We start from the raw sequence: 24,330 nt of genomic DNA, 5'->3' as shown, positions 1-24,330 counted from the left end.
AAAAGGATTACTGCGCACGTTCATCCGGCAGGCGCTTCCTGCGACCGGTGAGCATCGATAACGGCAGGTTGTCCCGCACCTGGATACTTTCAAACAGCGCGGCCAGCACATGCACGCAGACCAGGCCAAGAAGCACATTGGCGGCAGTCTCGTGGATTTGCTGGGGCCAATCGGCGCCCCATAGCGCATCGACTTCCTGCATCAGGAAGCCGCTGACGCCGAGGGTCAGCAAGGCCAGCAACATCAACAGCATCACCAGCGCACCAATGGGCGAATGGCCCAACCGGTGCAGCGGGCGGCGGTTGAGCAGCGAGCGCGCGTGGGCACCCAGTCGTTTCGGCGTAGGCCAAAAGTCCGCCCAACGTGCACTGCGCGGTCCGACAAATCCCCACGCCAGCCGTACCAGCAGCCAGGCCATGGCGTAGTAGCCCAGCCAGACATGCCAGTCATCGCCCGCTTCATTGAAGAAGTAATTGGCGACAAAGACCCCGGCGATCGACACATGAAACAGCCTCACCAACGGGTCCCACAGGCGCAGGGATTCGCCTGGCATCAGCCTTTGATCTCAGTCTTCACGGCTTTGCCGGTGACCGGGTCGTGGTAGATCTCGACTTTGCGCTTGTCTTTGTCGAAACCGTAGATCTCGTAGCAGTTGCCGTCGGTGACCTTGAACTTGCTGATTGTGTAGCCTTCGGTCTTGAGCTTGTCCTGGAAGGCTTTTTCGTCTTGCCATTGCGAGCGCTCGGCGGTGGTGCACTGCGGGCCGGCGATGGCCAGGGGGCTGGCGATAATCAGGGACAGCAGGAGAATTTTGCGCATGGAAAAGCTCTCAGCAGAAGTGGGAGGTTTCACAGTGCAAAACCAACCTTAGCGCAACCTTAGTTGGCAACGAGCCGTAACATCTTTGCCGAAATGCCCCGTGTCATAACCCGGCATGATGCCGCCGATTCCTACAGAGATTCTGCTATGCGCCTGCTCCTTGTCGAAGATGATCGTGCCCTCGGCCAGGGGATTCGGGTGGCGTTGGGCGCCGAGGGCTATACCCTCGATTGGCTGCAGGATGGCGTCGCGGCCCTGCATGCGCTGCGCACGGAAAACTTCGATTTGCTGCTGCTCGACCTCGGCCTGCCGCGCCTCGACGGCCTCGACCTGTTGCAGCAACTGCGCGCCGAGCAGCACGACGTGCCGGTGCTGATCCTCACTGCCCGCGACGGCACCGCCGAGCGCATCGCCGGGCTGGACGCCGGCGCCGACGACTACCTGGTCAAACCCTTCGACGTAGAAGAACTCAAGGCTCGCGTACGTGCCCTGCTGCGCCGCAGCCAGGGGCGTGCGCAACCGATGCTGGAGCATGCTGGCATCCACCTCGACCCGGCCACCCAGCAAGTGCGCTACCTGGACGAAGACATCATCGTCACACCGATGGAATACCAACTGCTGCACCAACTGATGGTGCGCCCCGGCAAGGTGGTGACGCGCGAGCGGCTGTCCCGCGCGCTGTATGGCTGGCAGGACCGCGTCGAGAGCAACACCCTGGAAGTGCTGATTCACAACCTGCGCAAAAAGCTCTCCACCGAACTGATCCGCACTGTGCGCGGTGTCGGCTATGTGCTGGTGCTCAAACCATGAGCTCGGTTCGCGCGCGCATCCTCATCCCCGTCTTGCTGCTGATATTGGCGGGTGACGCCCTGATCAGTTGGCTGGTATTGCGCGATAGCCACCACGAAATCGAAGAAGTCTACGACGCCCAGCTCGCCCAGAGTGCGCGCCTGCTGCAAGGTGTCTTGCGCCAGCGCGATCCCGGCGAAGCGGACTGGGACCGGTTGTACGAGGCGTTTGACCAGGCCATGAGCCGCGTCGGCGTGGAGGGCGTCGCCCATCCTTATGAAACCCGGTTGACCTTCCAGGTATGGCGCACTGACGGCCAGTTGCTGGTGCGCTCCGCCGAAGCGCCGATCCTTGCAGCGCCGCCGACCACATTCGGTTCCCACGACATCCTCGACAACGGCAACGACTGGTGCGCTTTCCTGCTCGCCGATCCGCAACAGGGCTTACTGATCTGGGTGGGCGAGCGCGACGACATTCGCCAGGACCTGATCCAGCGCATCGTGCGCCACACGCTGTGGCCCACATTGATCGGCGTGCCGCTGCTGACGTTGTTGATCTGGCTGGTGATCGGCTGGGGCCTGAAACCGCTGCGTGCGATGGTCTTGTCGATTCGTGGACGCAATACCGACACCTTGCAACCGCTGCACCTCAAGCCCCTGCCGACTGACCTTGAGCCCATGCAAACCGCACTCAACCGACTGCTGGTCCAAGTGGACGACCTGCTCGAGCGCGAGCGCCGCTTCATCGCCGATGCCGCCCATGAACTGCGTACACCCTTGGCGATCCTGCGTATCCACGCCCAGAACGCGCAAAGCGCCGCGACCCCGGAGCAACAGCGCGAGGCCCTGGATTTCCTGGTCAATGGCGTCGACCGCGCCACCCGTATTGGCAGCCAGCTGCTGACCATGGCGCGCATCGAACCGCAACTGAACAACCCCAAGCGCATCCCCGTGCAACTCACCGAACTGGTGCGCGAAGAACTCGCCGAACTGACCCCGCTGGCCATGGAGCGCGGCGTGGAACTGGTGCTCGAAGGCAATGAAGAGTGCTGGGTCGAAACCGAGCCGGTGGCACTGGCCATCGCCCTGCAAAACCTGGTGACCAACGCGCTGAACTTTTCCCCTGCGGGCAGCGAAGTAAAAGTGGTGATTGGCGCCGATTGCCTGAGCGTGGAGGATGAGGGGCCAGGGATCGACGAGGCGGAGTTGGCGCGCCTGTTCGAACGCTTTTACAGCCGCGGCAATGCCAACGGCGCGGGGCTGGGACTGGCGATTGTCGAGATGATCGTCGGCAAGATCGGCTGCCGCCTGGCGTTGCATAACCTGGAGCAAGGCGGGTTATGTGCGCGGCTGGTGTTCAGCGTGCGCTGATGCACCGCTTTCGCAGCCTCGCTGAGGCTCGACAACTCCCACAGGTGAGCTTCATCGCGTCGGATATTGCGATCACACAGGGGATTGAAATAAGGGTGACACCGCCAATCCCCTGTGGGAGTTGTCGAGCTTTAGCGAGGCTGCGAAAGGATCACCTCGGTATGCCTGCCAGACCTGCGCATTTGCATCGCCGCCTTCCCGAAGTGTGACGGCTCGCCGTTTCAATGCGGAACAATCCGTTTAAACTCGGGTCCAGTCATCACTCACTCTCACCTTGATAAGGACATCCTCCCGTGAAGCGAATCGCGCTGCTCTCCCTCGCCCTAGCCTTGGGCGCCTGCCAATCCAACCAACGCGACTCATCGCCCAGCCTGCTCAAGGACGGTATCCAACTGCGCCAGAAAACCGTGGCCGTGGATGCGGATCATGCCAAGGTCATCATGAAGGCCAGCGGTGGCACCAACCCTGTCGAATTCGCCGTGCGCCGCGAAGGCGACCCCGACCAGCGCCTGGAAACCCTCGGCACCGTCATGGACACCGGCGAAGGCAAAGTCTTCAACTGGATCGCCAAGCTCAACCAGACCGTCGCCAGCGCCGGGTTCAAGCGTTTTCCGCAGCTGGAACTCCAAGCGGATCCAGGCAAGAAACTCACCGTCTCCAGTTCAGCGAGAAGCCAGGGCAACGGCGCTTACTACAGCTGCGGCCCGGTGATGAGCACGTTCAGCCCGGAAAAGGCCAAGGTGTATCTGGTTGAGTTCCAGTTCAGGCTCAATAGTGCGGCGTGTGCCCAGCAGGTGTTTGATATTACGGATCCGGCGAATCGGGTGTTGATTGGAGGGGAAGGGAGTGAGGCGAAAGAGGGCTAAGCGAAGTTGATTAAACGGTGGGTTTTGCCCACCGTTTGCGTGCTGAAGACTGTGCGAATACCACACCGTTGAAGGTGTGGGTGTCGTAGTCGGAGAAGGGCCCCATCTGCTCGGGCGTCAGCATTGGATTGACCTTTTGCAGCAGGCCCGCTTCGTCGACCCACAAGCCGCTGTAGTAGCTGTTTTCATCCGTTCTCACGGACTCCTCCTTGTCGCTTTCATGCATCGCAACCATCCAGAAGATGGGCTCTGGGCGATCCAAGCGGGCTTTGGCTTCACTGAAAACCTCATCCCACGGGTGGCCCACTTTGGATAGGAGAAACCGGAACAGCGGAGTGTAATCAAAACCGTGTCGTTGATGGCTGTGCATCGAACCGCGGTTTGATCGTTTGTCTTTTTCGCTTTTAGTGTGCCGCTCGTACCGGTAGGCGCGACAACTGCCGTGGCGCACGCCGTGGGTTCGGGTGTTGACTGAGCGGTAGAGGAGGAGCTTTTGCAGTGTGGGTTTCATCGCATTAGGACGCCTTTTGGCGTTGCTTTGGGGGCGGTGGCCAGGCGCCTTGGTACCGGAAGGAAATTTGGTAGTCGAAGCGGTCGGGTTCGATCATGTGCTGGAAGTACGGCTGAATAATCGTTACCCAGTTAGGTTGAACGTTGAATACGTCGGCGTATATCGCGGTTTCTTCGCCTAAACCTAATGCTTCAAAAACACTGTCTGGATCTGCGATATCCGCTGAATACTCATCCGCCTTCAAGTCATTGCTGTGTTTTTCGTACCATCGCAGTCTGATTTTCATTAGCATTTTCCGAGTTCCTTTTTATCTGTAAATACGACGTTTCGGGTCCGCCGGTCCGCGACGCTCGGCGGTGTAAGGATCAAATGCGCCGAGGTGTGTTAAATCGCTATTTCGATAGACTTCCAGCTCGCCTTTTTTAGAATCCCACTCAAATATTTTTCTTCCTTTTGCGTCTTTCCAACGTTCACGTAAGCCGGCTCCGCCTTTTCTCGGTGTTAAAGGCTTTTGGGGAATCAGACCGGGAAAGCCTGTTATGTCCTCCGTTTCGGGTGGAGAGAAGTAATCATGGTGTGGGTTTCTGAGCCCTTTCCTTGGCTGGTTTACCACCACATACAGCGGCCGAACCCCCGAATCCACCGGGAACACCAGAATAAAATCCCGATACTCCGGCGGATAAATCGGGTTCACCAGAATTTGTGCGGCCTTCTGCGTCGGCGGATAAATCCAGATTACCGGCGCTTGCGGCGCAGCCTCCAAGGCTGGAATACCCAGCGTGTCACTTGGATCAACGGCGGGCGTCCAGATCAGCTCCACGCCCTCGTCCAAGTCCGCCACAAACTGATCGCCACGGGTTTGAAACTGCACGACATCAATCATCTGCCAATCGGCATGGTTACCCGTGTAAAACCCATACCCCTTGAGCGTACCGTCCTCGCGTTGCTCAATATGCAACCGCATCTGCGACCGCGCCCGTTGCATCGAACGCAACTGCTCCTCGCTGTAGAGCGCGCTATCACCCAGCTCCGACGGCCAGGCCAGCGCCACCAACCCCGTCAACAAGCCTCCGGCGACGGACCCGACAGCAGTGGCTGCCGACTCCAAAACCGCCGAACGCAACGCTAACTGCCCGAGGCCAACGGGCAATGTGCTGCCGCTGATCTTGCGCAAGGCAACTGCGCCGCGGCTGTCCACCTCACGCCCACCCAGCAGGCTTAAATGGCCATACTCCTTGACCAACTCCAACGGGACATACCCCGCAGGGTTGAAGTAATGGGTGACGCCGTCAGGCAGTTGGCAGGGCTTGATGAAAACGCAGCCGCGAGGTTTGGCCAGCGTGGGTACCGGGGCAGGGGATGGCTCGAAAAAATCAACCGTCGGCGAATACGGCATTCGCAATGGCTGCGGAATCAGGATGCGCTGTTTGAGTTGCTCTGCTTCGGTAGGGGGATAAAAGCGTTCTGACATGAGCGGCTCACTTCCTTGTGCGAGGAAGTGAGCCTACGGAGGCGAATCAGCGCCTGATATGCGCTTTGTTCGATGAGTTGCGTGGGAAAGTTCAGCGGCTTACCAGCGGCCTTCAGCACTGATACTTGAGCCCACCATCAGATGGCATGGGTCACCGCTGAAGTAGGTATTTTACCGCCCATACCCGCTGTAATACTGGCGGTCGAACATGTTATTCAGTGACCGATGCACTCAGGTGCTTGTCGATGTCATAGCGCGCCAGCAGGCCCACCACTGCGTAGCTGCCTTCCTTGGCGTGAGCAATGAAGAAGACCTTGGGACGCCAAGGTCTTTTTTGTCCGCGGATCAGCCCAGCAGATGCTTGGAAATCAACCGCGAGATTTCCACGATCGACGTCTTCCCCGTGAACTCAAACCTCACTTTCCCCAGCGACGAAAAGTAAATCTCCAACTCCGAATCCAGGTCAAACGTCCCGGATGTCTCCACCGAATACGCGACGATGTTTTTATACGGCAGCGACGTGAAGTCCTTCTTGCTGCCGGTAATCCCCTGCACGTTGACCGCAATAATCCGCTTGGTGGTGAACACCACGCCGTCGCGCATGGCCTTGTAGGCGTCGATCACCTCTTCACCGTCGAGCAGCAGGGCCGAGACGCGTTCGGCGTATTCGTTGTTTTGCTTGAGCTTGAAGAAGCCTTTGTTGTTGAAGTCGATCATGGGCCGGTCCTTAGATAAGTAGTGCCGTGGGTGTATGACGTTTTGCTCGCGGATCTGTATCTAACGCGCGCATTTTGAACGCCCTACCATGGCGTCCAACCCTGCAACGTTGGCCAAATGTTTCACGTCGACAGAACAATACCCCAGGAGCCGAAGAATGCCTGAACTGTCCAGCTGGCTGGCCTATGCGCTGATTTCACTCGGCATGGTGCTGACGCCCGGCCCGAACATGATTTACCTGATTTCTCGATCGATCTGCCAGGGACGAACGGCGGGGTTTATCTCGTTGGGCGGCGTGGCGCTGGGGTTTGTGGTGTACATGTTGTGCGCGGCATTGGGGATAACGGCCTTGGTGATGGCAGTGCCTTTTGCCTACGACGCCCTGCGCTTCGGCGGTGCGCTTTACCTGGTTTACCTGGCCTGGCAGGCGATCAAACCGGGTGGTCGTTCGCCGTTCCAAGTGCAGAGCCTGCCCCAGGACAGCCCGCGCAAGCTGTTCACCATGGGCCTGGTGACCAACCTGCTGAACCCCAAGGTAGCGGTGATGTATCTCTCGCTGCTGCCGCAGTTCATCGACCCGAACGGCCATGGCAGTGTGCTGGCGCAATCCCTGGTGCTGGGCTTTACGCAGATCTTCATCAGCGTGAGTGTCAACGCGGCGATTGCCACCATGGCGGGCTCCATCGCGGTGTTTTTCGTCACCCGGCCGGGTTGGCAGGTGGGGCAGCGCTGGCTGATGGGCTCGGTGCTGATGGGGCTGGCGGTGCGGATGGCGGTTGAAGGGCGGCGCTAGGTTGCTTTATTGGATGTCCTTAAGGTAATCCTTGAGGGCATTCAGCGGTGCCGGCAGTTCATCAAGCTGACCCACGCTTTGCACATCAGCTGCCAACCGTTGCAGTTCGCGACCCATCACCGTATTGGCGCCGCCCAATGCCTCAAGTGCCTGATCAACACAGTCCGCTATCTTGGATTGAATAGCCGCCAGGTTCCCCTGGCGCACCAGCAGCCCAAACACTTCGCGTTCATACCCATCCATCACCAGGTCATCCCGCAAAACCGGGCTGCCGCCGTCCGTCTCGTGCACCAGTTTCAGTGCAAAGAGCGCAACCGCTTCCAGCGTCAATTCCATGGTTTCGGTGCCTCTGTTTTTTGGGGGAGGGCGATGATCACTGTTCTGTGCGTGAAAAAAAAGACGGAGCGCCGCGAATTTTGTGAACCCGTGCCCATTAACCCGCATGCACAAGGAACGATATTAATTAGCCATGCTCCAACCGCCGTGCCACGCCCACCCCGATGGGCGCACGGCTCATCGGCTCCCCCATTACAAGGACGCAATCCCCATGCCGCCATCCCCCTCACAAGCGCCTTCCGTCACCGGCGAGCTGATTGCCAGTTTCCGCCACGGCAAGGGCTTTCTGATTTTCAGCTTGATATTCGCAGTTGTATTGCTGGGGCTCGCCGTATTTGTGTTGTATCTGGGCACGATCCTGCCGCCGGGCAATGAGGGGCCAGTCAGTCTCCAGACGTCCCGTGGCATGGCCCTCAGCTTCAGTAACCCACACACGTTGATTTACGCCACCAGTGCTTTACTGGTGGTTCTCGGGATCGGGGTATTTGCTGCCTACGCCTGGCACAAGAAACTGCGTGCGCCGCGTTACGAGGTGTATGAGCGCGGCATCGAGCGCATCATCAACGATCAGCGTGAATACACCGCTTTCGCGGAGATTGACGACCTGTATCTGTTCGGCTCCGGGCAGACCGTGCTGACCGGCTTGATCACTAACGTTGCCTACCGTCGTAATGCTTCCGAGCCGTTTCATCGAGTGATCGAGACCCTCAAGGGATTTCACGACTTCCAGCAATTGGTTCGTGAACTGCACGTGCGAGCACGCCTGCCGGCGGTGATGGCGACGCTGGCATCGGGCGGGGCGGTCACGTTCAACTGCATCGGTTCTGGGCAGGTCTGGGGCAAGCGTGTTTCCGGAAACTTCCTCAAAGTCACTACGACGCCGATTGTGGTGAGCCAGGATTTCCTCGAATACCAGGGGCGTAAAGTGCCGATGTCGTCGCTGCGCACTGTCGACCTCAACGCCTGGACCGAAAAGGTGGTGATCAAGGACGAAAGCGGCAAACCCGTCCTGTCGACCATCGCCACCGGCATCCTGAGCCACGACGTGTTCCTCAACACACTCGATGCAGTGTTTACGGCTGAAGAGCAGGCACGCGAGTCGGCTTGAGCCACTGGCATCATTAATAAGGAATAAAGATGATCTATCGCGGCGCAGGCTGGTTGACGTTATTTACACCGGTGGCCATGGTGCTGCTGTTGATGTGGCTGTGGCCGGATCCCAGCGTCAAACCCGGCGACACCTCGCTGATGCAGGTGTTGATCGGCTTTGGAGCGGGCTCAGCGATCAACACTATGCTGGGTTTTGTACTGAACCGAGAGCCACATGCCGACGGGGTGCGTCACCACTTCTTTTTCATGCCGATGCAATGGCCGGCGCTGGTGATCACCGTCGTCTGCGCGGTGATTGCCTTGCTCAAGTAAGGCTACCGACCGCTGCATTCAGGTGGGCTGAAGGATGTCGGTGTGTCAGTGGCAGTCCTGATAGGCGCCCAACGTGGCGCAATGGCGACATCTGAAGAGGTACGCAGTAGGACCGTGGTCTTTATCCAGCGCCTCGAAGAACGCCTGCCACTGCGGACCGTCTTCCAATCCGGTGGCGTCCTGAACCGCAGCGATCGCTTCGGCGCCCAGCGCCAGCAATTCTGCACGACCAGCCTTGCCGATGAATTGGCCTGCGTCGTTACAGTGGGTGAACCACGCTTCCTGCTGCCAGCCGCTGAAACCCGGCGTACGCTGGCTGACTTCGGCGACCTGCGCGTCGCTTAGCCCGGCGTCGCCGTCCAGGCCGATACTGTCCTCGTCGACAAATGTCGCACCGAGGCGCTCGTGGGCACTGCCATCGACAATGCACCACGGGCATATGCAGGCCTCGTACTCTTCGATGGCATACACCGGACCCACGTATATGTAGCCCCGCGTCTGATTGCAACAGACGCAGACGGTGCTAGACGGTTGCACCGAGCCGCTGCCGACCGGGTCGGGGTGGTAAGTAAACTGTGGCAATGTCATGGGCATCTCCTTTGTCTTGATTGGTTCAGTCGCCCGCGACGACCGCTGCTACCAATTCTTCCAGCGACGAGTACACCTCGGCATCGTCGATGGAGGGGCATCCGGCGTCCAGCAGATAAAAGCGCGGGCTCGTGGTGCGCTCCAGTAAAATCAGGCGCCCTCCGGAGTCGTCGCCCACCAGTACATGGTCGGGAAAGTACTCGGCGATTTCATACGTTTGCTGACGTTCGAGTATCTCGTGGGTTGCATGGATTTTCACCAGGTCCGCCAGCATTGCGCCGTCACTGAATGCCCAGAACGTGCGGATCCAAGCGTCGGTAGGCAAGGCCAGGTGCCCAGCGGTCGTGTCGATTTGCGCTGCGCTGGCGGGTGGGGTTTTCTCGCTGTAGTGCATGTTCACAGTGCCTGCGTCAGCCAGGTGCCAGGTCGATAAAGCTGCACATAGGCGATGACACCGATCATCCCGATGCAGAACATCCATTGCAGCCAACTGAGGCCGGCAATCCGCTGGATCGCCTGCCATGGCCGTTGCCAGCGATACGCGTGTTCGCGAGCGACGGCACGCGCGGGTCGCAACAAGCCGATCAATCCAGTGCCCACATACGTGACCAGCCCGAGCAACCCCAGCCAATTCCAGATCACCAAGGCCAGTGCCAGCAGCGGACCGCTGTTACGGATCACCAAGTGGCGACGGTCTGAGAGGAGCCGGTGGCGGACGCACCAGCGGCTGACGCGTTGATCGAGGTCATGCAGGCTTTCCGACAGGGCGGCCCAGTAGTCCAGCAGCCATTTGCCGACTTGCGCCATCAGGTAACCACCCAATGCATACAACGGCAACATCAAAAGCCAAGGACCCCAATCGGTCACGCTGGCAAGTTGCCTGAGCGCGAGGCAGGCGGTGAGTACGCTGGCTGCCCGTGTTACCCCATGGCGCACCGGACGACACCCGATCATGGCCTGCCAGAACCAAGGATCATGATTGGGGAACAACCCCAGCAGATCGGCGAAACGTGTGGAAAATTCAGCCGACAACTGCTCGCACGCCTGCCAGTCTGCCTCGCCGAACGTGGCGGTCAGCGTTGCCTGCTGCGCGGGCTTCGTACACATCAGGAACAACGCCGCTGCATTGGCCGTGGGACTGGGCGCCTGCGCACGCTGTCGCGCCAGTTCACCCAACTCATCCAGCCAGGCGTGCTGCTCGCAACGCCGGTTCAATGCCTGCCACTGCGCCGGCTCGATGGGCACACACGCCCCTTCAGCATCCCAGCCGAACAGTCGGCACACCTGGCGAAACAATTGCGCTGACCAGTGCTGATGCACTGTGAACAGGTTGAGCACATGCACCTGCAAAGCCTGGCGATGGATAAAATCCAGCAACCAGCCCTGCCGGCAGGCCCGCTCCAGGTGCGTGAAAAAGAAGGCTTGCTCGCCGGGTTTCATCAACTGCTCAAGGTCGGCGTACAGCGCAGTGGTAAGGGCCAGGACCAATCGCTGGTGCGCAAACCCGCCGCTGTTGATCTGTTGCCAAGGCGTCAGCCATTGACGCTCTTCCGCGCCCCAGGTCAGCAGCGCCAAGTGCTCATCCGGCGCATTGACACAAAGCTGGAACAGCAACTGTTCGAACTCGGCGGCGCACCCATGGGCCAAGGCTTTGGCCCAATATTCAGCTGCACGCGAGTCATCGAATTCGGACAGCAGCGCATAGGCTTGCTCCAGGGCGGAACGCGCCAGGCTAGGCGCCACATACTCTGCCTGATCAGGTGTGTCTGCTACGTTGCGCACGCTATGCAGCACCTGCTCGTAGGCTTCGCGCAGGCGTTGGAAAGCAACGGGATCATCGTCCGGGCGCGTGACCTTGAGTAGCTTGGCGTATTGGCGTTTGAGAGTACGCTCGTCAGCGTGCACGGGGAGGTTGAGGACCTTCCAGCAGTCGAGGGTGGGGGCCATGATCAGTTATCGGCCGGCAACAGGGGAGCGAGTTTGTGTTGAGGTGGGAGATGCACGCGTTCTTCCTTGAGGCTGGGTGCACGATCATAGCGGTAGAGGGGGGCGTTCATGTTATCGATTGACCGCGTCATCGTTGAGATCGTTCGCGGCGTTGTGCGAGGCGGTTTTTTCGGTGTTTACGGGGGCGGAGAGGGGGAGTGCACTTTTCTACAGACGAAAAAAAAGACCTTGAATTTCAAGGTCTTTTTTTAAGATGGTGCCCCGAGGGAGACTCGAACTCCCACTCCTTTCGAAAACGGATTTTGAATCCGCCGCGTCTACCAATTCCGCCATCAGGGCTCAATGGCGGCGAAGTATAGAGAGGTGATTACCGTTGGTCAATCACGTTTCATGGTCAATTTTGACTATTTCCGCTAGACTTCCCGGCCCTGCTAGACGAACCCCATCATGCGCGTTGCTGACTTTACTTTTGAGCTCCCTGATTCGCTGATCGCTCGCCATCCTTTGGCCGAGCGTCGCGCCAGTCGACTGCTGACCCTGGACGGGGTGAGCGGTGCCCTCGCACACCGTCAATTCACTGATTTGCTTGAGCATTTGCGCCCTGGCGATCTGATGGTGTTCAACAATACCCGGGTGATTCCGGCACGGTTGTTTGGCCAGAAAGCGTCCGGCGGCAAGCTGGAAATTCTGGTGGAGCGGGTGCTGGATAGCCATCGCGTGCTGGCCCATGTGCGCTCCAGCAAGTCGCCGAAACCGGGCTCGAGCATCCTCATCGATGGTGGTGGCGAAGCCGAGATGGTCGCGCGTCATGATGCGCTGTTCGAGCTCAAGTTCGCCGAAGAGGTGTTGCCGTTGCTGGAGCGCGTCGGCCATATGCCGTTGCCTCCTTATATAGACCGCCCCGACGAAGACTCGGACCGCGAGCGCTATCAGACGGTGTATTCCCAGCGCCTCGGCGCCGTCGCTGCACCGACTGCCGGGCTGCATTTCGACCAGCCGCTGCTGGATGCGATCGCCGCCAAGGGCGTCGAGACCGCCTATGTGACCCTGCACGTGGGGGCCGGCACGTTTCAGCCGGTGCGTGTGGATAAAATCGAAGATCACCATATGCACAGCGAATGGCTGGAAGTCAGCCAGGAAGTCGTGGACGCGGTTGACGCGTGCAAGGCACGCGGCGGGCGGGTGATTGCGGTAGGCACTACCAGCGTGCGTTCCCTGGAGAGTGCAGCGCGTGATGGCGTGCTCAAGCCGTTCAGTGGCGACACCGATATCTTCATTTACCCGGGCCGGCCGTTCCATGTGGTCGATTGCCTGGTCACCAACTTCCATTTGCCGGAATCCACGCTGTTGATGCTGGTGTCGGCATTTGCCGGTTATCCCGAGACCATGGCCGCTTATCAAGCCGCCATCGATAACGGATACCGTTTTTTCAGCTACGGTGATGCGATGTTTATCACCCGTAATCCGGCGCCGCGCGGCCCAGAGGAACAACTATGAGTCGTATGTCGTTTGAACTGCTCGCCACCGACGGCAAAGCCCGTCGGGGTCGCCTGACTTTCCCGCGCGGCACCGTCGAGACCCCGGCGTTCATGCCCGTGGGCACCTACGGCACCGTCAAGGGCATGCTGCCGCGTGACATCGTCGCCACCGGCGCCGAGATCATCCTTGGCAACACCTTCCACCTGTGGCTGCGCCCGGGCACGGAAGTGATCAAGAAGCACGGCGACCTGCATGACTTCATGAAGTGGCAAGGCCCGATCCTGACCGACTCGGGTGGTTTCCAGGTGTTCAGCCTGGGCGCCATGCGCAAGATCAAGGAGGAGGGCGTGACCTTCGCCTCGCCGGTGGACGGTTCCAAGGTGTTCATGGGCCCGGAAGAGTCGATGCAGGTGCAGCGTGACCTGGGCTCCGACATCGTGATGATTTTCGACGAGTGCACCCCGTACCCGGCCGATGAAGACGTCGCGCGGATTTCCATGGAGCTGTCCCTGCGTTGGGCCCAGCGCTCGAAGAATGCGCATGGCGACAACACTGCCGCACTGTTCGGTATCGTCCAGGGTGGCATGCACGAAAGCCTGCGCAAACGCTCGCTCGAAGGCTTGGACAAGATTGGCTTTGACGGCCTGGCCATCGGCGGTTTGTCGGTGGGCGAGCCCAAGCACGAAATGATCAAGGTGCTGGATTACCTGCCGGGCCTGATGCCGGCTGACAAACCTCGTTACCTTATGGGCGTTGGCAAACCCGAGGATCTCGTAGAGGGTGTGCGCCGCGGTGTGGACATGTTCGATTGCGTGATGCCAACCCGTAATGCCCGCAATGGGCATCTGTTCATCGATACAGGCGTGCTGAAGATCCGTAACGCGTTCCATCGCCATGATGATTCGCCGCTGGATCCCACCTGTGATTGCTACACCTGCCAGAACTTCTCCCGTGCTTATCTGCACCATCTGGACAAGTGTGGGGAAATGCTGGGTAGCATGTTGAATACCATCCACAATTTGCGTCACTACCAAGTCCTGATGGCTGGTTTGCGCGAGGCTATTCAACAGGGTACATTGGCCGCCTTCGTCGATGCCTTCTATGCCAAGCGCGGGCTCCCTGTGCCGCCCTTGGACTGAGTTTTCCGACCCTAAGATTCACTATTTGCAACTGGAGTGCTAAATGAGCTTTTTTATCTCTAACGCCATGGCTGATGCCGCTGCGCCTGCCGCTGCCGGTCCTATGGGCGGTGGTTTCGAGTGGATTTTCCTGGTCGGCTTCCTGGTCATCTTCTACCTGATGATCTGGCGTCCACAGGCCAAGCGCGCCAAAGAGCAGAAGAACCTGCTCGGCAGCCTGCAGAAAGGTGATGAAGTTGTGACCACCGGCGGCATCGCTGGCAAGATCACCAAGGTTTCCGACGCTTTCGTGGTTCTGGAAGTCTCCGACACCGTAGAAATGAAGTTCCAGAAGGGCGCCATCGCCGCCACGCTGCCTAAAGGCACGCTCAAAGCGATCTGAGTAACAACCTTTACCAATCGACGGGGCGCGCAAGGCGCCCCGCGTTATAAGCGGGCGGCGTGATGCTGAACAAATACCCTCTGTGGAAATACGTACTGATCCTGGCGGTGCTGGCGATCGGTTTTATTTATTCCGCTCCCAATCTCTATCCTGATGACCCGGCGATCCAGATCACTGGCGCCAGCACTTCGCTGCAAGTCAATCAGGCTGACCTGGAACGCGCGAGCAAGGCACTGACCGACGCTGGCATCCAGGTTAAAGCGGCAACGTTGGCGGCTGATGCGAAGGGCGGCTTGCTGCGCCTGACCAAGGCAGAAGACCAATTGCCGGCCAAAGACGTTGTGCGCAAGGTCATGGGTGATGACTACGTCGTCGCGCTCAACCTGGCACAGACCACGCCGACCTGGTTGCGCAAGATCGGCGCGCACCCGATGAAGCTGGGCCTGGACTTGTCCGGTGGTGTGCACTTCCTGCTGGAAGTCGACATGGACAAAGCCCTCGACGCTCGCCTGAAAGTCTACGAAGGCGACGTGAAGAGCCTGCTGCGCAAAGAGAAGTTGCGTTATCGCAGCCTGCCGCAGCTCAACGGTGCCATCCAGCTGGGCTTCTCTGACGAAGCTTCGCGCGAACAGGCCCGTGCGCTGATCCGCAAGAATTTCAACGATTTCGACATCGTGCCGGCTGACCTCAATGGCCAGGCTGTACTGCGTCTGGCGATGACCCCAGCCAAGCTGGCGGAAATCCGCGAATACTCCATCAAGCAGAACTTGACCACGGTACGTAACCGCGTCAACGAGCTGGGTGTGGCCGAGCCGATCGTTCAGCGCCAGGGTGCCAACCGCATCGTGGTTGAGCTGCCGGGCGTGCAGGACACTGCTGAAGCCAAGCGTATCCTGGGCAAGACTGCCAACCTGGAATTCCGTCTGGCGGCTGAGCCAGGTGCTACCCGCGCGACTGCCGAAGAGTTCGAGTTCCGCGAAGGCAACCGTCCTCCAGCGCTGATCGAGCGTGGCTTGATCATCACCGGTGACCAGGTGACTGACGCCAAGGCCGGTTTCGGCGAGCACGGTACCCCTGAAGTGAACATCCGTCTGGATGGCCACGGCGGCGAACTGATGAGCCGCGCCACGCGCAGCAACGTCGGTCGCAGCATGGCGGTGATCTTCATCGAGCAACGCCCGGTGACCACCTACACCAAGCAGATCGTCAACGGCGTCGAGAAAGACGTGCCGGTACAGACCTTCAAGGAAGAGAAGAAGATCATCAGCCTGGCGACCATCCAGTCGCCGCTGGGTGCTCAATTCCGTATCACTGGCCTGAACGGCCAGGGTGAGTCCTCGGAGCTGGCCCTGTTGCTGCGTGCCGGTGGCCTGGCTGCACCGATGTACTTCGCTGAAGAACGTACCATCGGTCCGAGCCTGGGTGCCGACAACATCACCAAGGGTATCGACGCGGCCTTGTGGGGCATGCTGTTCGTGTCGCTGTTCATCATCGCCATCTACCGCTTCTTCGGGATCATCGCCACCGTGGCCCTGGCGGGCAACATGGTGATGCTGCTGGCCCTGATGTCGCTGCTGGGCGCTACACTGACCCTGCCAGGTATCGCCGGTATCGTACTCACCATGGGTATGGCGGTAGACGCCAACGTGCTGATCTTCTCGCGGATCCGTGAAGAGATCGCCGCCGGCATGACCGTGCAGCGTGCAATCAACGAAGGCTTCGGCCGGGCATTTACCGCGATTCTCGACTCCAACCTGACCACCTTGCTGGTCGGCGGGATTCTCTTTGCCATGGGCACCGGCCCGGTCAAAGGTTTTGCGGTGACCATGTCCCTCGGTATCTTTACCTCGATGTTCACGGCCATCATGGTGACCCGCGCAATGGTCAACCTGATCTTTGGCGGGCGTGACTTCAAGAAGTTGTGGATTTAAGGGGCTGCCATGTTACGTACAATCAACTTCATGGGCGTTCGCAACGTTGCGTTCGGCGTCACCGTGCTCCTTACCGTTCTGGCGTTGTTCAGCTGGTTCCATAAGGGTCTGAACTACGGTCTGGACTTCACCGGCGGTACGCTCATCGAGCTGACCTACGAGAAGCCGGCCGACGTCACCCTGGTGCGCAACGAGCTGGTCAAGGCCGGCTATCACGAAGCCATCGTGCAGAGCTTCGGTGCCACCACCGACCTGCTGGTGCGTATGCCGGGCGAAGACCCGCAACTGGGTCACCAGGTCGCCGAGGCCTTGCAGAAGGTCGGCGGTGACAACCCGGCGTCGGTCAAGCGCGTCGAGTTCGTGGGCCCGCAGGTCGGTGAAGAGCTGCGCGACCAGGGCGGCCTCGGCATGCTGATGGCGCTGGTCGGCATCATGATCTACCTGGCATTCCGCTTTCAGTGGAAATTCGGTGTCGGCGCCATTGTGTCGCTGATCCACGACGTGATCGTGACCGTGGGCATCCTGGCGTACTTCCAGATCACCTTCGACCTGACCGTGCTCGCGGCGGTACTGGCGATCATTGGTTACTCCCTCAACGACACCATCGTGGTATTCGACCGGGTTCGTGAGAACTTCCGGGTACTGCGCAAGGCGTCGTTGATCGAGAACATCAACGTTTCCACCACCCAGACCCTGTTGCGGACCATGGCGACGTCGATCTCCACCTTGCTGGCGATCGCGGCACTGATGATCTTCGGCGGCGACAACCTGTGGGGCTTCTCCCTGGCGCTGTTCATCGGCGTTCTGGCGGGTACCTACTCGTCGATCTACATCGCCAACGTGGTGCTGATCTGGCTGAACCTCAACAGCGAAGACCTGATCCCTCCTGCTGCGACTGGCAAGGAGGTCGACGACCGCCCTTGATGGGCGCTTGTTGATCTGCTGTTACAAAGAAGGCACGAGTATTGAACTCGTGCCTTTTTTTTTGCTCCAAGGCTGGGTATAGCGCGGATCTTTCGGTCCGTTTGTGATGGTCAGGAGGTTCACGTGAACAAGTCGTTGCTGGTTGGTGCGGTATTGGGTGCTGTCGGTGTGACTGCCGGGGGTGCTGTTGCCACCTACAGCCTGGTGAAAAGCGGCCCTGAGTATGCGCAAGTGCTGGCGGTGCAGCCGGTAAAAACCCAGATCAAAACCCCGCGCGAGGTCTGCAAGGACGTCGCAGTGACCCGGCAGAAGCCGGTTCAGGATCAACATCAGATCGTCGGCACGGTAGTCGGCGCACTGGCCGGTGGCCTGTTGGGCAACCAGGTCGGTGGCGGTAATGGCAAGAAGCTGGCTACTGTAGCCGGCGCGGTCGGTGGCGGTTACGCCGGTAACAAGGTTCAGGAAGGCATGCAGAACCGCGATACCTACACCACCACTCAAACCCGTTGTAACACCGTCAATGACATCAGCGACAAGGTGGTCGGTTATGACGTGCGTTACAACCTGGATGGCAAGGAAGGTTCTGTACGCATGGACCGTGATCCGGGTGGCCAGATTCCAGTCGATAAAGAAGGTCGGCTTATCCTGGGTCAGAACCAGCAGTAATTCATAAGCCTGGCACTGGTCTAGGATGTAGGAGCTGGCTTGCCTTCGATTGCGCTGGGTCAGCAGCTGATTAGCTGGCTGACCGCAATCGGAGGCAAGCCAGCTCCTGCATTGGATTGTGGTTGAGTCAGTGGTACTGGGTTTGCCCCAAATCCCAGGCATAAAAAAGCACCCCTCGGGGTGCTTTTTTGTGCCCGCTCGCTTAGCGTTTCAGCGAAGCCGGCAGGTGCGGCTGGATCGCCGTCAGTACTGCCTTGAAGCATTTGGTGTTGCCGGCAACCACATGGCCTTTCTCAAGGAAGTCGTGACCGCCGGTGAAGTCGCTCACCAGGCCGCCTGCTTCCTGGATCAGCAGGGCGCCTGCAGCCATGTCCCACTCGGACAGGCCCGATTCCCAGAACGCATCAAAACGACCTGCGGCCACATAGGCCAGGTCCAGGCTGGCGGCACCGGCGCGGCGGATGCCGGCGGTCTGGCCAACCAGGGCGCGGAACATGCCCAGGTAGTTTTCCAGGTTGTCCATCTGGTCGTCACGGAACGGGAAGCCGGTGCCGAGCAGGGCGCCGTCCAGGCTGGTACGGCCGCTGACACGCAGGCGACGACCATTCAACTGGGCGCCACGGCCACGGCTGGCGGTGAATTCTTCCTGGCGAACCGGGTCGAGTACGACGGCGTGTTCCAGGCGGCCACGGTATTTGCAGGCAATGCTCACAGCAAAGTGTGGGATGCCGCGCAGGAAGTTGGTGGTGCCATCCAGTGGGTCGATGATCCACAGGTAGTCTTCGCCTTCGCCGCTACCTTTGTGCAGGCCGGTTTCTTCACCGAGGATGCCGTGGGTAGGGTAGGCCTTGCGCAGGGCGTCGATGATTTTCTGTTCGGCGGCGCGATCCACCTCGGATACATAATCCTTGGCGTCTTTTTCGTCGACCTTGATGGTATCCAGGCGCTCGATGGAGCGGAAGATCAATTCACTGGCGCTGCGGGCGGCGCGCAGCGCGATATTCAGCATGGGCTGCATGGATGTGTCACCTAAGGTTGTTAAAGAAAGCCGGGCATTCTAGCAGAAACTTTCTTCAGGTGAAGGACGACGTTAGCTTTCATGGCATAACCTTAGGCTGTTCTGTAAGATTTGCTCCCCTTTCCCGTGTCCGAGAGCGCCTCCCTTGCTGCAAAACATTCGTGTCGTCTTGGTCAATACCAGTCATCCCGGCAACATCGGCGGGGTGGCGCGAGCCATGAAAAACATGGGGCTGACGCGCCTGGTGCTGGTCGAACCGCGCGTGTTCCCCCATCACGAGGCTGATGCCCGTGCGTCCGGCGCCAATGACATCCTCGAAAAGGCCCAGGTCGTCGCCACCTTGGAAGATGCCCTGGTCGGTTGCAACCTGGTGCTCGGCACCAGTGCTCGCGATCGCCGCATTCCCTGGCCGCTGCTGGATCCGCGCGAGTGCGGGACCAAGGTCGTGGAAGAGGCGGCTGGCGGCGCTGAGATCGCGCTGGTGTTTGGCCGTGAAGATTCCGGCCTCACCAATGAAGAGCTGCAGCGATGTCATTACCACGTGCACATTCCATCAGACCCCGAGTTCAGCTCGCTGAACCTCGGGGCAGCGGTGCAGGTGTTGAGTTATGAAGTGCGCATGGCCTGGCTGGCCGCAGAAGGGCAGCCGAGCAAGGTCGAGAAGGACGAAGTGGCGTCGACCAAGAGTGGCGAGTTGGCCACCATGGACGAGCTGGAGCGATTCTATGAACACCTGGAGCAAACCCTGGTGGCCATTGAGTTCCTCGATCCGGAAAAGCCACGGCACTTGATGGCGCGCCTGCGTCGGTTGTACGGACGCAGCTCGGTCAGCCGGGCGGAAATGAATATATTGCGTGGCATCCTCACGGAAACCCAGAAAGCGGCCCGTGGCGAGCTTCTTAAGCGGAAGGATTAAAAATGTTCGAGCGTTTGCGAGAAGATATCCAGAGTGTTTTCCACCGTGACCCGGCGGCGCGCAACGCCTTTGAAGTGCTGACGTGCTACCCGGGCATGCATGCAATCTGGATCCATCGCCTGTCCGGCGCCCTGTGGGGCATGGGCTGGAAATGGCTGGCGCGGCTGGTGTCGAACTTCGGTCGCTGGCTGACCGGGATCGAAATCCACCCGGGGGCCAAGGTCGGGCGTCGCTTCTTTATCGACCATGGCATGGGCATTGTGATCGGCGAGACGGCTGAAATTGGGGATGACGTAACCCTCTACCAGGGCGTGACCCTCGGTGGTACCAGCTGGAACAAAGGCAAGCGCCACCCAACCCTCGAAGATGGCGTGGTGGTCGGAGCGGGCGCCAAGGTGCTGGGCCCGTTCACGGTCGGCGCGGGCGCCAAGGTCGGCTCCAATGCGGTGGTGACCAAGGCGGTACCGGCCGGCGCAACCGTGGTCGGCATTCCGGGGCGGATCATCGTCAAGCCGGAAGTCGGTGACGAGCAGGAAGCCAAGCGCAAGGCCATGGCCGAGAAGATCGGCTTCGATGCCTACGGCGTCAGCGAAGACATGCCGGACCCGGTGGCGCGCGCTATCGGCCAGTTGCTCGATCATCTGCAGGCCGTAGATGGCAAGCTGGAGGGCATGTGCGGTGCGCTGAAGGATCTGGGCAGCCCTTACTGTGCGAAAGATCTGCCTGAGTTGCGCGAAGAAGACTTCGCCGAGATCAAAGACGAAGCGTCGGCCACCAAGGCAGGCTAGATATTACGGTTGATAGAACTCTCCTGTGGGAGCTGGCTTGCCGGTGATAGCGGTCTGCCAGCTACCCCTTGAGCTGCTGATCCACCGCCAATCGCAGGCAAGCCAGCTCCCACATTTGATCTCCATTGGTCATGAGGTCGGGCGTTGACCTTGTTCCTGCTGGTCGTCCCCACCCCATCCTGCTATGATTCGCGCGCCCTTTTTACGGGTAATCCTGACTAAAGTACTAGGTCTTATAGTTGACTTAAATACTCGGGAATCGCATACTTGCTCCCATTCTGAAACACCTTGGTACTTGTCCATGAGACTGACTACAAAAGGCCGATACGCGGTGACCGCCATGCTTGACCTGGCCTTGCACGCGCAAACTGGGCCGGTGTCCCTGGCCGATATCTCCGAGCGCCAAGGCATTTCCCTGTCCTACCTCGAGCAACTGTTCGCCAAGTTGCGCCGCAGCAACCTGGTTTCCAGCGTGCGTGGGCCGGGCGGCGGCTATCAACTGTCCCGCGACATGCAGGGCATCCAGGTAGCCCAGGTCATCGACGCGGTGAACGAATCCGTCGATGCAACCAAATGCCAGGGTCTGGGTGATTGCCACGCCGGCGACACCTGCCTGACGCACCACCTGTGGTGCGACTTGAGCCTGCAGATCCATGAGTTTTTGAGTGGTATCAGCTTGGCTGATCTTGTGACTCGCCGTGAGGTGCAAGAAGTAGCCCAGCGTCAGGACCAGCGCCGTTGCAACACCAAGGCGCCGCGTCTGGACAAGATTGAAGCGTCCGCCGTCGAGTGACAGCCGAAGAGCTAACGGCACGCCAGCCAGCCTGATTTAGGAGAAAGTCCATGAAATTGCCGATTTACCTTGATTACTCAGCGACCACCCCGGTTGATCCGCGTGTCGCGCAAAAGATGAGTGAATGCCTGCTGGTTGACGGAAACTTCGGCAACCCGGCCTCCCGTTCCCACGTATTCGGCTGGAAAGCCGAGGAAGCGGTCGAGAACGCTCGTCGCCAGGTCGCCGACCTGGTGGGTGCAGACCCGCGTGAAATCGTCTGGACCTCCGGTGCCACCGAGTCCGACAACCTGGCAATCAAGGGCGCGGCGCATTTCTATGCGACCAAGGGCAAGCACCTGATCACCACCAAGATTGAGCACAAGGCTGTCCTCGACACCATGCGCCAACTGGAGCGTGAGGGTTTCGAGGTGACCTACCTCGAGCCAACCACCGACGGTATCGTCACCCCGGCCATGATCGAGGCCGCGCTGCGTGAAGACACCATCCTGGTTTCCGTGATCCACGTGAACAACGAAATCGGCACCATCAACGACATCGCGGCCATTGGCGAGCTGACCCGTTCCAAGGGCATCCTGCTGCACGTCGACGCTGCCCAGTCCACCGGCAAGGTCGACATCGACCTGTCGAAACTGAAAGTCGACCTGATGTCGTTCTCTGCCCACAAGACCTACGGCCCTAAAGGCATCGGCGCGCTCTACGTGAGCCGCAAGCCTCGTGTGCGTATCGAAGCCACCATGCACGGCGGCGGTCACGAGCGCGGCATGCGTTCGGGCACCCTGGCGACCCACCAGATCGTCGGCATGGGCGAAGCTTTCCGCGTAGCCAAGGAAGACATGGCTGCCGAAAACGTGCGCATCAAGGCCCTCAGCGATCGCTTCTACAAGCAGGTCGAGAACCTTGAAGAGCTGTACATCAACGGCAGCATGACCGCCCGTGTACCGCACAACCTGAATTTGAGCTTCAACTACGTCGAAGGCGAGTCGCTGATCATGGCACTCAAGGACCTGGCGGTTTCGTCCGGTTCGGCCTGCACCTCGGCCTCGCTTGAGCCTTCGTATGTCCTGCGCGCCCTGGGCCGCAACGACGAACTGGCACATAGCTCGATCCGCTTTACGTTCGGCCGCTTCACCACCGAAGAACAAGTCGACTACGCCGCGCAGAAAGTCTGCGAGGCCGTCAACAAGCTGCGCGTTTTGTCGCCGCTGTGGGACATGTACAAAGACGGTGTCGATATTTCCAAGATCGAGTGGGCGGCACACTAAATATAGAAGCCGCCACCCAAGCTCTGTAGGAACGTGGCGGAAAACGCAGGCGTTTTTACAGGGTTCCAGAGCGGCCCTGATGAGTGAGGATTCAGTACCATGGCTTACAGCGAAAAGGTCATCGACCACTACGAAAACCCGCGCAACGTCGGCAAGATGAACGCGGAAGACCCTGATGTCGGCACCGGCATGGTCGGCGCTCCGGCGTGCGGCGATGTGATGCGCCTGCAAATCAAGGTTAACGAAGCTGGCGTTATCGAAGACGCCAAATTCAAGACATATGGCTGCGGTTCCGCCATTGCCTCCAGCTCCCTCGCTACCGAGTGGATGAAAGGCAAGACCCTGGATGAGGCTGTCACCATCAGCAACACCCAGCTGGCCGAAGAACTGGCCCTGCCGCCGGTGAAAATTCACTGCTCGGTACTCGCTGAAGACGCCATCAAGGCGGCTGTTCGCGACTACAAGCAGAAGAAAGGCTTGATCTAAGCATTTGGCGACGAGTAAGGAGTCAACGATGGCTATCAGCATGACAGAAGCGGCTGCGCAGCACATTCGCCGCTCCCTGAATGGGCGCGGTAAAGGTGAGGGGATTCGTCTGGGTGTTCGCACCACGGGCTGTTCCGGCCTTGCCTACGTGCTGGAGTTTGTCGACGAGGTGGTTGCGGAAGACCAGGTGTTCGAAAGTCACGGCGAGAAAGTGATTATCGACCCCAAGAGCCTGACCTACCTGGACGGCACCGAACTCGATTTCGTCAAGGAAGGGTTGAACGAAGGCTTCAAGTTCAACAACCCCAACGTGCGCGGTGAATGTGGCTGCGGCGAAAGCTTCAACATCTGAGGCTATTCGTGGGTACTCCTTGTCATTTCGCTTTATTCGAGCTGCAGCCGAGTTTCCGGCTGGACCTCGAACAGCTGGCCACGCGCTACCGTGAATTGGCGCGTGGCGTGCACCCGGACCGCTTCGCTGACGCTTCCGAGCGTGAGCAACGCCAGGCCCTGGAGCAATCGGCCAGCCTCAACGAAGCCTATCAGACGCTCAAAAGCCCTCCGAAACGCGCGCGTTACCTGCTCGCGATGAACGGTGGCGAGTTGCCGCTGGAAGTCACGGTGCACGACCCGGACTTCCTGATGCAGCAGATGCAGTGGCGCGAAGAGCTTGAAGACTTGCAGGACGAAGCCGATCTGGCGGGTGTCGCGGTCTTCAAGCGTCGTCTGAAAACGGCCCAGGATGAGCTCAACGAAAGCTTCGCAGCCTGTTGGAACGATGCTGCGCAACGCGAACAGGCCGAACGCCTGATGCGGCGCATGCAGTTCCTCGACAAGCTCACCTACGAAGTGCGCCAGTTAGAAGAGCGCCTCGACGATTAACCCAGTGCTGCCCGTGATGCACGCCTGATAGA

General features: G+C 59.5%; 30 protein-coding genes and 1 tRNA gene. 19 read left to right on the top strand and 12 right to left on the bottom strand.

Annotated elements, in window-relative coordinates; all coding sequences use genetic code 11:
• Positions 1–7: 7 nt before the first annotated feature.
• Positions 8–553: a cytochrome b/b6 domain-containing protein gene (locus tag JFU04_RS24415; RefSeq protein ID WP_201145841.1), complete on the bottom strand. Its 546-nt coding sequence runs from the start codon at positions 551–553 to the stop codon at positions 8–10.
• Complete coding sequence (locus tag JFU04_RS24410) at positions 553–819, bottom strand: PepSY domain-containing protein (RefSeq protein WP_201145840.1); 267 nt, start codon at positions 817–819, stop codon at positions 553–555. The genes JFU04_RS24415 and JFU04_RS24410 overlap by 1 nt, the downstream gene beginning before the upstream one ends.
• A gap of 147 nt (positions 820–966) precedes the next feature.
• On the opposite strand from JFU04_RS24410, the gene JFU04_RS24405 reads away from it, so the two are divergent.
• The 3 genes from JFU04_RS24405 to JFU04_RS24395 all read left to right on the top strand — a co-directional run bounded on the left by JFU04_RS24405 (position 967) and on the right by JFU04_RS24395 (position 3,844).
• Positions 967–1,629, top strand: a complete 663-nt coding sequence (locus JFU04_RS24405; protein WP_120449838.1) for a response regulator — start codon at positions 967–969, stop codon at positions 1,627–1,629.
• Complete coding sequence (locus JFU04_RS24400) at positions 1,626–2,978, top strand: sensor histidine kinase (protein WP_106802673.1); 1,353 nt, start codon at positions 1,626–1,628, stop codon at positions 2,976–2,978. The genes JFU04_RS24405 and JFU04_RS24400 overlap by 4 nt, the downstream gene beginning before the upstream one ends.
• A 293-nt stretch (positions 2,979–3,271) precedes the next feature.
• Positions 3,272–3,844 carry a hypothetical protein gene (locus JFU04_RS24395; RefSeq protein WP_201145839.1) on the top strand — a complete coding sequence of 191 codons (573 nt, stop codon included), beginning with the start codon at positions 3,272–3,274 and terminating at the stop codon, positions 3,842–3,844.
• A gap of 10 nt (positions 3,845–3,854) precedes the next feature.
• Here the strand turns inward: JFU04_RS24395 and JFU04_RS24390 are convergent, their stop codons facing one another.
• The 4 genes from JFU04_RS24390 to JFU04_RS24375 all read right to left on the bottom strand — a co-directional run bounded on the left by JFU04_RS24390 (position 3,855) and on the right by JFU04_RS24375 (position 6,543).
• Positions 3,855–4,355 carry a hypothetical protein gene (locus tag JFU04_RS24390; RefSeq protein ID WP_242485926.1) on the bottom strand — a complete coding sequence of 167 codons (501 nt, stop codon included), beginning with the start codon at positions 4,353–4,355 and terminating at the stop codon, positions 3,855–3,857.
• Between the two features lie 4 nt (positions 4,356–4,359).
• Entirely contained in the window at positions 4,360–4,647 is a 288-nt protein-coding gene (locus JFU04_RS24385; protein WP_106802676.1) for a colicin E3-like toxin immunity protein, read from the bottom strand.
• A gap of 15 nt (positions 4,648–4,662) precedes the next feature.
• Positions 4,663–5,826 carry an S-type pyocin domain-containing protein gene (locus JFU04_RS24380; RefSeq protein WP_201145838.1) on the bottom strand — a complete coding sequence of 388 codons (1,164 nt, stop codon included), beginning with the start codon at positions 5,824–5,826 and terminating at the stop codon, positions 4,663–4,665.
• Between the two features lie 345 nt (positions 5,827–6,171).
• A complete protein-coding gene (locus JFU04_RS24375) occupies positions 6,172–6,543 on the bottom strand; it encodes a PH domain-containing protein (RefSeq protein ID WP_065908583.1) in 372 nt (123 codons plus the stop codon).
• Between the two features lie 157 nt (positions 6,544–6,700).
• Here JFU04_RS24375 and JFU04_RS24370 point away from each other — a divergent pair, with 157 nt between their 5' ends.
• Positions 6,701–7,336 (top strand): LysE family translocator, encoded by a 636-nt coding sequence (locus tag JFU04_RS24370; RefSeq protein WP_120449830.1) that lies wholly within the window; start codon positions 6,701–6,703, stop codon positions 7,334–7,336.
• Between the two features lie 6 nt (positions 7,337–7,342).
• On the opposite strand, the gene JFU04_RS24365 is transcribed toward JFU04_RS24370, so the two are convergent.
• Positions 7,343–7,672 (bottom strand): hypothetical protein, encoded by a 330-nt coding sequence (locus tag JFU04_RS24365; RefSeq protein ID WP_106802679.1) that lies wholly within the window; start codon positions 7,670–7,672, stop codon positions 7,343–7,345.
• A gap of 211 nt (positions 7,673–7,883) precedes the next feature.
• On the opposite strand from JFU04_RS24365, the gene JFU04_RS24360 reads away from it, so the two are divergent.
• Positions 7,884–8,780, top strand: coding sequence for a hypothetical protein (locus JFU04_RS24360; RefSeq protein ID WP_201145837.1), 897 nt, complete (start codon positions 7,884–7,886; stop codon positions 8,778–8,780).
• A gap of 29 nt (positions 8,781–8,809) precedes the next feature.
• Complete coding sequence (locus JFU04_RS24355; RefSeq protein ID WP_120449825.1) at positions 8,810–9,094, top strand: hypothetical protein; 285 nt, start codon at positions 8,810–8,812, stop codon at positions 9,092–9,094.
• A 45-nt stretch (positions 9,095–9,139) separates the two neighbouring features.
• On the opposite strand, the gene JFU04_RS24350 is transcribed toward JFU04_RS24355, so the two are convergent.
• The 4 genes from JFU04_RS24350 to JFU04_RS24335 all read right to left on the bottom strand — a co-directional run bounded on the left by JFU04_RS24350 (position 9,140) and on the right by JFU04_RS24335 (position 11,968).
• Positions 9,140–9,682: a CbrC family protein gene (locus JFU04_RS24350; protein WP_120449822.1), complete on the bottom strand. Its 543-nt coding sequence runs from the start codon at positions 9,680–9,682 to the stop codon at positions 9,140–9,142.
• A 25-nt stretch (positions 9,683–9,707) separates the two neighbouring features.
• On the bottom strand, positions 9,708–10,082 hold the full coding sequence (locus JFU04_RS24345; RefSeq protein ID WP_201145836.1) for a hypothetical protein: 375 nt from the start codon (positions 10,080–10,082) through the stop codon (positions 9,708–9,710).
• Positions 10,079–11,629, bottom strand: coding sequence for a J domain-containing protein (locus JFU04_RS24340; RefSeq protein WP_201145835.1), 1,551 nt, complete (start codon positions 11,627–11,629; stop codon positions 10,079–10,081). Before JFU04_RS24340 ends, JFU04_RS24345 begins: the two co-directional genes overlap by 4 nt.
• Before the next feature lie 254 nt (positions 11,630–11,883).
• Positions 11,884–11,968: transfer RNA gene (locus JFU04_RS24335), tRNA-Leu, on the bottom strand.
• A 108-nt stretch (positions 11,969–12,076) separates the two neighbouring features.
• Between JFU04_RS24335 and queA the strand changes: the two genes are divergently transcribed.
• The 6 genes from queA to JFU04_RS24305 all read left to right on the top strand — a co-directional run bounded on the left by queA (position 12,077) and on the right by JFU04_RS24305 (position 18,150).
• Entirely contained in the window at positions 12,077–13,126 is a 1,050-nt protein-coding gene (gene queA, locus JFU04_RS24330) for a tRNA preQ1(34) S-adenosylmethionine ribosyltransferase-isomerase QueA (protein WP_065908609.1), read from the top strand.
• Between the two features lie 5 nt (positions 13,127–13,131).
• The gene (gene tgt / locus JFU04_RS24325; RefSeq protein WP_003175976.1) at positions 13,132–14,247 is read left to right on the top strand and encodes a tRNA guanosine(34) transglycosylase Tgt; all 1,116 of its coding nucleotides are present in this window, start codon (positions 13,132–13,134) and stop codon (positions 14,245–14,247) included.
• Between the two features lie 43 nt (positions 14,248–14,290).
• Positions 14,291–14,629, top strand: a complete 339-nt coding sequence (yajC, locus tag JFU04_RS24320) for a preprotein translocase subunit YajC (protein ID WP_003175975.1) — start codon at positions 14,291–14,293, stop codon at positions 14,627–14,629.
• A gap of 62 nt (positions 14,630–14,691) precedes the next feature.
• The gene (secD, locus tag JFU04_RS24315; RefSeq protein WP_106802682.1) at positions 14,692–16,560 is read left to right on the top strand and encodes a protein translocase subunit SecD; all 1,869 of its coding nucleotides are present in this window, start codon (positions 14,692–14,694) and stop codon (positions 16,558–16,560) included.
• A gap of 9 nt (positions 16,561–16,569) precedes the next feature.
• A complete protein-coding gene (secF, locus tag JFU04_RS24310; RefSeq protein WP_065908613.1) occupies positions 16,570–17,484 on the top strand; it encodes a protein translocase subunit SecF in 915 nt (304 codons plus the stop codon).
• 123 nt (positions 17,485–17,607) lie between these two features.
• Positions 17,608–18,150, top strand: coding sequence for a glycine zipper 2TM domain-containing protein (locus tag JFU04_RS24305; protein WP_065908615.1), 543 nt, complete (start codon positions 17,608–17,610; stop codon positions 18,148–18,150).
• Between the two features lie 202 nt (positions 18,151–18,352).
• Here JFU04_RS24305 and suhB read toward each other — a convergent pair whose 3' ends face one another.
• Positions 18,353–19,168 carry a type III secretion system regulator SuhB gene (suhB, locus tag JFU04_RS24300; protein ID WP_003175971.1) on the bottom strand — a complete coding sequence of 272 codons (816 nt, stop codon included), beginning with the start codon at positions 19,166–19,168 and terminating at the stop codon, positions 18,353–18,355.
• Positions 19,169–19,313: 145 nt separating this feature from the next.
• Between suhB and trmJ the strand changes: the two genes are divergently transcribed.
• The 7 genes from trmJ to hscB all read left to right on the top strand — a co-directional run bounded on the left by trmJ (position 19,314) and on the right by hscB (position 24,298).
• Positions 19,314–20,084 carry a tRNA (cytosine(32)/uridine(32)-2'-O)-methyltransferase TrmJ gene (gene trmJ / locus JFU04_RS24295; protein ID WP_003210307.1) on the top strand — a complete coding sequence of 257 codons (771 nt, stop codon included), beginning with the start codon at positions 19,314–19,316 and terminating at the stop codon, positions 20,082–20,084.
• Positions 20,085–20,086: 2 nt separating this feature from the next.
• Positions 20,087–20,872, top strand: a complete 786-nt coding sequence (gene cysE / locus JFU04_RS24290; RefSeq protein ID WP_065908617.1) for a serine O-acetyltransferase — start codon at positions 20,087–20,089, stop codon at positions 20,870–20,872.
• Positions 20,873–21,173: 301 nt separating this feature from the next.
• Positions 21,174–21,665 carry a Fe-S cluster assembly transcriptional regulator IscR gene (gene iscR / locus JFU04_RS24285; RefSeq protein WP_003194020.1) on the top strand — a complete coding sequence of 164 codons (492 nt, stop codon included), beginning with the start codon at positions 21,174–21,176 and terminating at the stop codon, positions 21,663–21,665.
• A 50-nt stretch (positions 21,666–21,715) separates the two neighbouring features.
• Positions 21,716–22,930, top strand: coding sequence for an IscS subfamily cysteine desulfurase (locus JFU04_RS24280; RefSeq protein WP_017530022.1), 1,215 nt, complete (start codon positions 21,716–21,718; stop codon positions 22,928–22,930).
• 99 nt (positions 22,931–23,029) lie between these two features.
• Entirely contained in the window at positions 23,030–23,416 is a 387-nt protein-coding gene (gene iscU / locus JFU04_RS24275; RefSeq protein ID WP_003209682.1) for a Fe-S cluster assembly scaffold IscU, read from the top strand.
• Between the two features lie 28 nt (positions 23,417–23,444).
• A complete protein-coding gene (gene iscA / locus JFU04_RS24270; protein WP_003175963.1) occupies positions 23,445–23,768 on the top strand; it encodes an iron-sulfur cluster assembly protein IscA in 324 nt (107 codons plus the stop codon).
• An 8-nt stretch (positions 23,769–23,776) separates the two neighbouring features.
• Positions 23,777–24,298, top strand: coding sequence for a co-chaperone HscB (hscB, locus tag JFU04_RS24265; RefSeq protein ID WP_106802684.1), 522 nt, complete (start codon positions 23,777–23,779; stop codon positions 24,296–24,298).
• The last annotated feature ends 32 nt before the right edge of the window (positions 24,299–24,330 follow it).

Source organism: Pseudomonas sp. TH21 (genome assembly GCF_016651025.1).
In the GTDB taxonomy this organism is placed as follows: Bacteria; Pseudomonadota; Gammaproteobacteria; order Pseudomonadales; family Pseudomonadaceae; genus Aquipseudomonas; species Aquipseudomonas aylmerensis.
This window is presented reverse-complemented; position numbering and strand designations above follow the sequence as displayed.